Raw genomic sequence first — 6,280 nt, 5'->3', positions numbered from 1 at the left:
ATGTCCGGCAGGCCCACCAAGTCGCTTGTTACAGGTACTGGCCAGTGTTGGCCACGGTGTCGATGGAACGACCAGCGTCGGCGCCCTTCTTGCCCGACACCAGAGTCCGGATGTAGACGATCCGCTCGCCCTTCTTACCGGAGATACGCGCCCAGTCGTCAGGGTTGGTGGTGTTGGGCAGGTCCTCGTTCTCGCTGAACTCGTCCACGCACGCCTGGAGCAGGTGGGAGACCCGCAGGCCCTTGGAACCGTTCTCCAGGTAGTCCTTGATCGCCATCTTCTTGGCCCGGTCCACGATGTTCTGGATCATGGCACCGGAGTTGAAGTCCTTGAAGTAGAGGACTTCCTTGTCACCGTTGGCGTAGGTGACTTCCAGGAAGCGGTTCTCCTCGGTCTCCGCGTACATCCGCTCGACCACCCGCTGGATCATCGCGTTGACGGTCGCGGTGGGCGAACCGCCGTGCTCTGCAAGGTCGTCCGGGTGCAGCGGCAGGTCGGGGGTGATGTACTTGGAGAAGATGTCCCGGGCTGCTTCAGCGTCGGGCCGCTCGATCTTGATCTTGACGTCCAAACGTCCCGGGCGCAGGATCGCCGGGTCGATCATGTCTTCACGGTTGGACGCGCCGATCACGATGACGTTCTCGAGTCCTTCAACACCGTCGATCTCGCTGAGCAGCTGCGGGACGATGGTGTTCTCGACGTCGCTGGACACGCCCGAGCCGCGGGTACGGAAGATGGAGTCCATCTCGTCGAAGAACACGATCACCGGCGTGCCTTCGCTGGCCTTCTCTCGGGCGCGTTGGAAAACCAGCCGGATGTGCCGTTCGGTTTCTCCGACGTACTTGTTGAGCAGCTCGGGGCCTTTGATGTTGAGGAAGAAGCTCTTGCCGACATCGCGGCCGGTCTTCTCCGCGACCTGCTTGGCCAAAGAGTTGGCGACCGCCTTGGCGATGAGGGTCTTACCGCATCCGGGCGGCCCGTACAGGAGCACGCCCTTGGGCGGACGCAGCTTGTGTTCGCGGAACAGCTCCTTGTGCAGGTAGGGCAGTTCCACTGCGTCGCGGATCATTTCGATCTGCCCGTTGAGGCCGCCGATGTCGCTGTAGGAGATGTCGGGGACCTCCTCCAGGATCAGCTCCTCGACCTCGGCCTTGGGGATGCGTTCGTAGACGTATCCCGACCGGGGCTCCAACAGCAGGGAGTCGCCGGCGCGCAGCGGTTCGTCGCGCAGCGGTTCGGCGATCCGCACGATCCGCTCCTCGTCGTGGTTGGAGATGACGAGGACACGCTCGCCGTCCTCAAGGATCTCCTTGAGCATGACGACTTCGCCGACAGTCTCGTACGACGAGGCTTCGACAACGTTGAACGCCTCGTTCAACATCACTTCCTGGCCTGGGCGCAGCTCGTCGACGTTGACTGACGGGCTCACGTTGACCCGCATCTTGCGGCCGTTGGTGAAGATCTCGACCGTTCCGTCGTCGCGGGCTCTGAGGAAAACTCCGAACCCGGAGGGCGGCTGGGAGAGGCGGTCGACCTCCTCCTTGAGGGCCACGATCTGGTCACGGGCTTCCTTCAAAGCCGAGACCAGCCGCTCGTTCTTGGCGTTTGCTGCTGCCAGAGCGGTCTGGGCTTCCTGGAGCCGGTCTTCAAGCAGCCGCACGTGCCGAGGGGAGTCGGCGAGCTTGCGCCGCAGGACGCTGAGCTCCTTTTCCAGGTAGGAGACCTGAGCCACGAGTTCGTCACGGTCGCGCTCTGCATGACGCTCGTCATCGCGATCGGCCACGTCCGCCACCTCCCGTTAAGAGGAAAAATCTATTCGGGAGCCTACCTACCCAGGCCCCGTTCCTAACCTGCCGATCTTGGCGAGTGTGGGACAGGACACTCCCCTATCCGGCAAACAGCCAGGTCAGAGCGGGTGTTCAGGATGCGGCGTAATGAGAAAGTAACGTCGCCGGGTCAGTGGGCTGCTTTCTGCTACCCCTCCGGCTCGGCCTCGTAACCGCGGGCGGCGAGATAGTCCTCCCCGTAGGCGCCTTTAGCGGGGCGGCGGCGCCGTTCCGGTGCGGTCACGTTGTCGGCGAGCCTGCGGGCGAGGACCAGGAACCCGGTGTGTCCGATCATACGGTGGTCGGGGCGCACCGCCAGGCCTTCCACATGCCAGGTGCGCAGCATGGTTTCGAAGACGTACGGCTCATGGTAGGAGCCTTGTTCCCGCAGGCTTTCCACGATGCGGGACAACTGGGGTGTGGTTGCCACGTACACGCAGATCAGCCCGCCGGGGAGCAGCGCTTTGGTGACTTTTTCCAGGCACTCCCAGGGGGAGAGCATGTCGAGGACGACCCGGTCGAACTGGTCTTCGTCCAAAGCGTCTTGGAGGTCGCCCACGGTGAGCCGCCAGTGGCCGGGTTCGGCGCCGAAGAATCGGGTGACGTTCGTGCGGGCGATTTCCGCGAAGTCGGCGCGGCGTTCGTATGAGGAGACGTATCCGTGTTCTCCGACGGACCGCAGCAGCCAGCAGGTCAGCGCTCCGGAGCCGACCCCGGCTTCCAGCACCCGTGCGCCGGGGAAGATGTCGGCTTGCGCGATGATCTGGGCAGCGTCTTTGGGGTAGACGATGGTGGCGCCGCGTTTCATCGAAAGCGTGAAGTCAGCCAGCAGCGGACGCAGCGCGACATAGGCGATGCCCGAGCTTGACGTCACGACACTGCCTTCGGGGCGGCCGATCAGGTCGTCGTGGTCAAGCCGTCCCCGGTGGGTGTGGAATGCTGCCCCAGAGCGCAGGGTGATGGTGTGCATCCGTCCTTTGGGGTCGGTTAGTTGCACGATGTCGCCCTCGGCGAAAGGGCCGCGGCGGCCGTGAATGCCGGTCACTGGTGTCGTCTCTTTCGTGACTATGTGGGGTCTGCGGACCGTTGATCCAGCCTAGTCCCAGTGGCGGCGCCTAGCGTAATCGTCAGCAACGGTAGAGAGTAGCGTCGGAAGGCCGGTAGGCGCAGGGAGGCGGGAGCTGATGGCATCTCGGGGACGGGTCGGGCTGGGGATTGACATCGGGGGAAGCGGGGTCAAAGGCGCCCCTGTGGACTTGGACCGGGGAACGTTCGTGGTGGACCGGGTCAAGATCGCTACTCCGCAGCCCGCAACCCCTGAGGCGGTGGCTGCGGTGGTGGCGGAGATAGTCACCGCGTTCGCCGACGATGTGCCGCAGGATGCACCGTTGGGGGTGACGTTTCCCGCGGTGATCCAGCACGGGGTGGCGCGCAGCGCCGCCAACGTGGACCGCTCGTGGATCGGCACCAACGTCGAGGAGCTGCTGTCTGCGGTGACGGGGCGGCGGGTGCTGGTGGTCAACGACGCTGACGCCGCAGCGATGGCGGAGCACCGCTACGGCGCTGCCTCAGGCGTCGACGGGGTGGTGCTGTTGACTACTTTGGGTACCGGTATTGGTACGGCGGTGCTAGTGGACGGGGTGCTGCTCCCCAACACGGAGTTCGGGCACTTGGAGATCGACGGCTACGACGCTGAGACCCGGGCCTCTGCTAGCGCTAAGGAGCGCGAGAACCTCTCCTACAAGGAGTGGGCTGAGGAGCGGCTGCAGCGCTACTACTCGGTGATCGAGGATTTGCTGTGGCCGGACTTGATCGTGGTGGGCGGCGGGGTCAGCCGCAAGGCGGACAAGTTTTTGCCGCATCTCCGCTTGCGCGCGCCGATCGTGCCGGCGAAGTTGCGCAATACCGCGGGGATCGTGGGTGCGGCCGTGCTGGCCGCGGAGCGGCTGGGGGGTGACCGGGTCTCTGCCTGACCGGTGGGGCGGGGGTGTCCCGCATGCCATGGGGTGGTGTGCGGGCCGGTCGCAGCCGGGAACGGGTGACCGGGGTGTGGGGTCACCGCTGTGGTGCGGTGAGGAGCCCGTGGATGCGTCGGGCTGCTACGGCTGGTTCGGCGGCGGGGGCCAGGGGTGTCATCGATGGGGCTTTGAGCTCATCGGAGGGCACCCTCAGCCACCACCAGAGCCGGCCGCGGTGCGGGCGCAGCACGGTGCGCTGCCTGCGGATCGGGCGTTGGCTGGCCGCGTCCCGTAGGATGGCGTCGACTGCTCCGATCTGGCCGTTCAGCATGGTCTCTACTCCGGAGCGGCGGAGTGAGGCTTCGAGTTCGCACAGTGCCAGACTCCAGCGTGTCTCCCCCCGGTGCCCGTCGAAACGGGACGTTGTCCAGGACTGTGCGGGTCTTCCGTGTGGCATCTCAACTGTCACTCGTTCCCCCTCCATGTCTGAGATGATCCCAAACACAGGACCTCTGGCCTCTTGACTGTGCCCGTTTCGTCACCCCGAAAGAAAGCTTTATGCGCGTCTCGCATGATCATATTTTTTTGCAGATAGCCGCAAAGTGCAGGCCAAGTCTTTAACCTAGGCTCATGTCCCAGCGTGAAGGTGTAGGAACCCTGCCTGGGGATTTCTGGACCCGCCCCGCGGTGGCTGCCGCACTAGCCACCTGCGACATGGCGGCTCTTGTGGAAGCCGTCCGGCTCGCTCGGGGGTGGTCCCAGACCGACCTGGCACGGACGGTCGGCTACAGCCAGAGCTGGGTATCCCGAGTCGTCAACGGTCAACAGTCGCTCACGTTGGACCAGGTGAGGGAGGTCTGTGAGCGGCTGGGGATTCCCATTCACCTGTTGCGGTTCGCTCCGGCACAACCTAGTTCCGTTCCGTTGACGGCCTCACGCCCTCCCGCCGCATTCGCGGCGGGCCGTATGAAGGGGGCGGGTCCAACGCGACGTCGAGACTTCACTAAGGCTGTCGCTCTAGCGACGCTCTCCTTGCCGAACCTCTCGGCGGTGGGGAACGTGCACGAGGAGACGGCAGCGACCCTGCGTGCCATTACCGGGAGCCAGCGCAGGCTGGACGCCTCGTCGCCCTCCCGGGATCTGGTCAACGCTGCCTTGGCTCACTGGGAGCTGTCGGCACGGACGCTGTCGCGTGCCAAGCGGACTCCGTTCGCCGCTGAGGTGGCTGCCGCGTCCAGTGAGGCGGCGGGGTTCGCTGCGTGGCTGCACGCTGATATGGGCGACTCCGGGTCGGCGCGGTCCTTCTACCACCGGGCGGTGAAGCATGCTCACCAGGCAGGGGATGTTCTGTTAACCGTGTACATGCTCGGCAGCCTGGCGCTCTTCGAGATCGACTCGGAGGAGCCCGAACTGGGGTTGCGCCTGGCTGAGGAGGCTGCTCACAAACTGCGCGGCGAGGTGCACCCCACTGCGCAGGCGTGGCTGTCCTGTGTGTGCGCGCTTGGTCATGCGGCGTTGGGGAATCGTGCCGCTACCCAGGAGCGGCTCGCCCACGCCGAGCACGCCGCGGAACGGCCTGAGAACACTGATCCGCCGTGGCCGTGGGTGTTCCGGTTCGATTCGGCGAAGGTGGCCGGGTACCGGGCGTTGGCCGCGGTGCGGCTGCGTCGACCGCACGAGGCGCGGGCCGCGTTCTTCGAGGCGTTCCCCAGGACTGTTTCGGCTCCCAAGCAGCAGTCGATACTGATGGTGGAACTGGCGACGGCGCACGCTGATGCTGGGGACGTGGATGAGGCGTTCCGGCTTGCCTCTCACGCCCTGCAGACGGGGGTTGCCTACCGCTCCGAGAAGGTTCTCAACCGGGTGCGACGGTTCCGTCGTGAATACCGGGGACCGCAGGCGCGGTGCGTCCACGCGTTCGATGAGCAATTGGCCAGCCTGACCACCGGGAGGTTGCCTCTGTGAGCAGATACCGTGTCGCGGTTACTGGGCACCGCGGACTGCCGGAGCAGACCATGCGGCTTGTCGCGGGGGAGCTTCGGGACTATTTGAGCAGGTTCGGCTCCGGCTTGGTGGGGTTGTCGTGCCTTGCCGACGGCGCTGACACGCTTTTCGCGGAGATCGTGCTGGAAGTGGGCGGCGCGTTGGAGGTGGTGGTGCCCGCTGAGCGCTACCGTGACTCGCTGCCTGCCGACCACCACGCCGCTTACGACGCGCTGCTGGCCCGCGCGCAGGCGGTGCAGCGTCTGCCGTTCGTCGAGTCCACGCCGGAGGCGCACCTGGCGGCGGGGAAACTGCTTGTGGACTCGTGTGACACGCTGGTGGCGGTGTGGGACGGGGCGCCCGCCCGGGGGCCTGGGGGGACGGCGGACATTGTCGCCTATGCCCGGGAGCACGACCGCCCGGTCCACGTGATCTGGCCTCCGGGGGCGTCCCGCTGAGGCTGGGACTGGCCGGGGAGGGCGGGTGGCCGGTCGGCTGCATCGGATCGTGGGG

Annotated in this window: 6 protein-coding genes; 3 read left to right on the top strand and 3 right to left on the bottom strand. The window is 65.8% G+C overall.

Translation table 11 applies throughout. From position 1 onward, the window contains the following. Positions 1–28: 28 nt before the first annotated feature. Entirely contained in the window at positions 29–1,792 is a 1,764-nt protein-coding gene (gene arc / locus CW348_RS13365; protein WP_016188838.1) for a proteasome ATPase, read from the bottom strand. A gap of 182 nt (positions 1,793–1,974) precedes the next feature. Continuing rightward, positions 1,975–2,871, bottom strand: a complete 897-nt coding sequence (locus tag CW348_RS13360) for a tRNA (adenine-N1)-methyltransferase (RefSeq protein WP_011292234.1) — start codon at positions 2,869–2,871, stop codon at positions 1,975–1,977. Between the two features lie 139 nt (positions 2,872–3,010). On the opposite strand from CW348_RS13360, the gene ppgK reads away from it, so the two are divergent. Then, positions 3,011–3,799, top strand: a complete 789-nt coding sequence (gene ppgK / locus CW348_RS13355) for a polyphosphate--glucose phosphotransferase (protein WP_104612827.1) — start codon at positions 3,011–3,013, stop codon at positions 3,797–3,799. A gap of 82 nt (positions 3,800–3,881) precedes the next feature. Here the strand turns inward: ppgK and CW348_RS13350 are convergent, their stop codons facing one another. Next, positions 3,882–4,115 carry a hypothetical protein gene (locus CW348_RS13350; RefSeq protein WP_016188839.1) on the bottom strand — a complete coding sequence of 78 codons (234 nt, stop codon included), beginning with the start codon at positions 4,113–4,115 and terminating at the stop codon, positions 3,882–3,884. A 299-nt stretch (positions 4,116–4,414) separates the two neighbouring features. Between CW348_RS13350 and CW348_RS13345 the strand changes: the two genes are divergently transcribed. Together CW348_RS13345 and CW348_RS13340 are read left to right on the top strand one after the other, a co-directional pair. Further along, on the top strand, positions 4,415–5,749 hold the full coding sequence (locus CW348_RS13345; RefSeq protein ID WP_011292237.1) for a helix-turn-helix transcriptional regulator: 1,335 nt from the start codon (positions 4,415–4,417) through the stop codon (positions 5,747–5,749). A gap of 50 nt (positions 5,750–5,799) precedes the next feature. Next, positions 5,800–6,225 carry a hypothetical protein gene (locus CW348_RS13340; RefSeq protein ID WP_011292238.1) on the top strand — a complete coding sequence of 142 codons (426 nt, stop codon included), beginning with the start codon at positions 5,800–5,802 and terminating at the stop codon, positions 6,223–6,225. The last annotated feature ends 55 nt before the right edge of the window (positions 6,226–6,280 follow it).

Source organism: Thermobifida sp. (assembly GCF_017577275.1).
In the GTDB taxonomy this organism is placed as follows: Bacteria; Actinomycetota; Actinomycetes; order Streptosporangiales; family Streptosporangiaceae; genus Thermobifida; species Thermobifida fusca.
The sequence above is the reverse complement of the archived record's forward strand: the minus strand, read 5'-3'. Positions and strand labels throughout refer to the sequence as shown.

What these genes read in the sequence shown, in the direction of transcription:
- ppgK (WP_104612827.1), top strand. Translation starts at nt 3,011, where the DNA reads ATGGCATCTCGGGGACGGGTCGGGCTGGGGATTGACATCGGGGGAAGC.
- CW348_RS13340 (WP_011292238.1), top strand. Translation starts at nt 5,800, where the DNA reads ATGCGGCTTGTCGCGGGGGAGCTTCGGGACTATTTGAGCAGGTTCGGC.
- CW348_RS13345 (WP_011292237.1), top strand. Translation starts at nt 4,415, where the DNA reads ATGTCCCAGCGTGAAGGTGTAGGAACCCTGCCTGGGGATTTCTGGACC.
- CW348_RS13350 (WP_016188839.1), bottom strand. Translation starts at nt 4,115, where the DNA reads ATGCTGAACGGCCAGATCGGAGCAGTCGACGCCATCCTACGGGACGCG.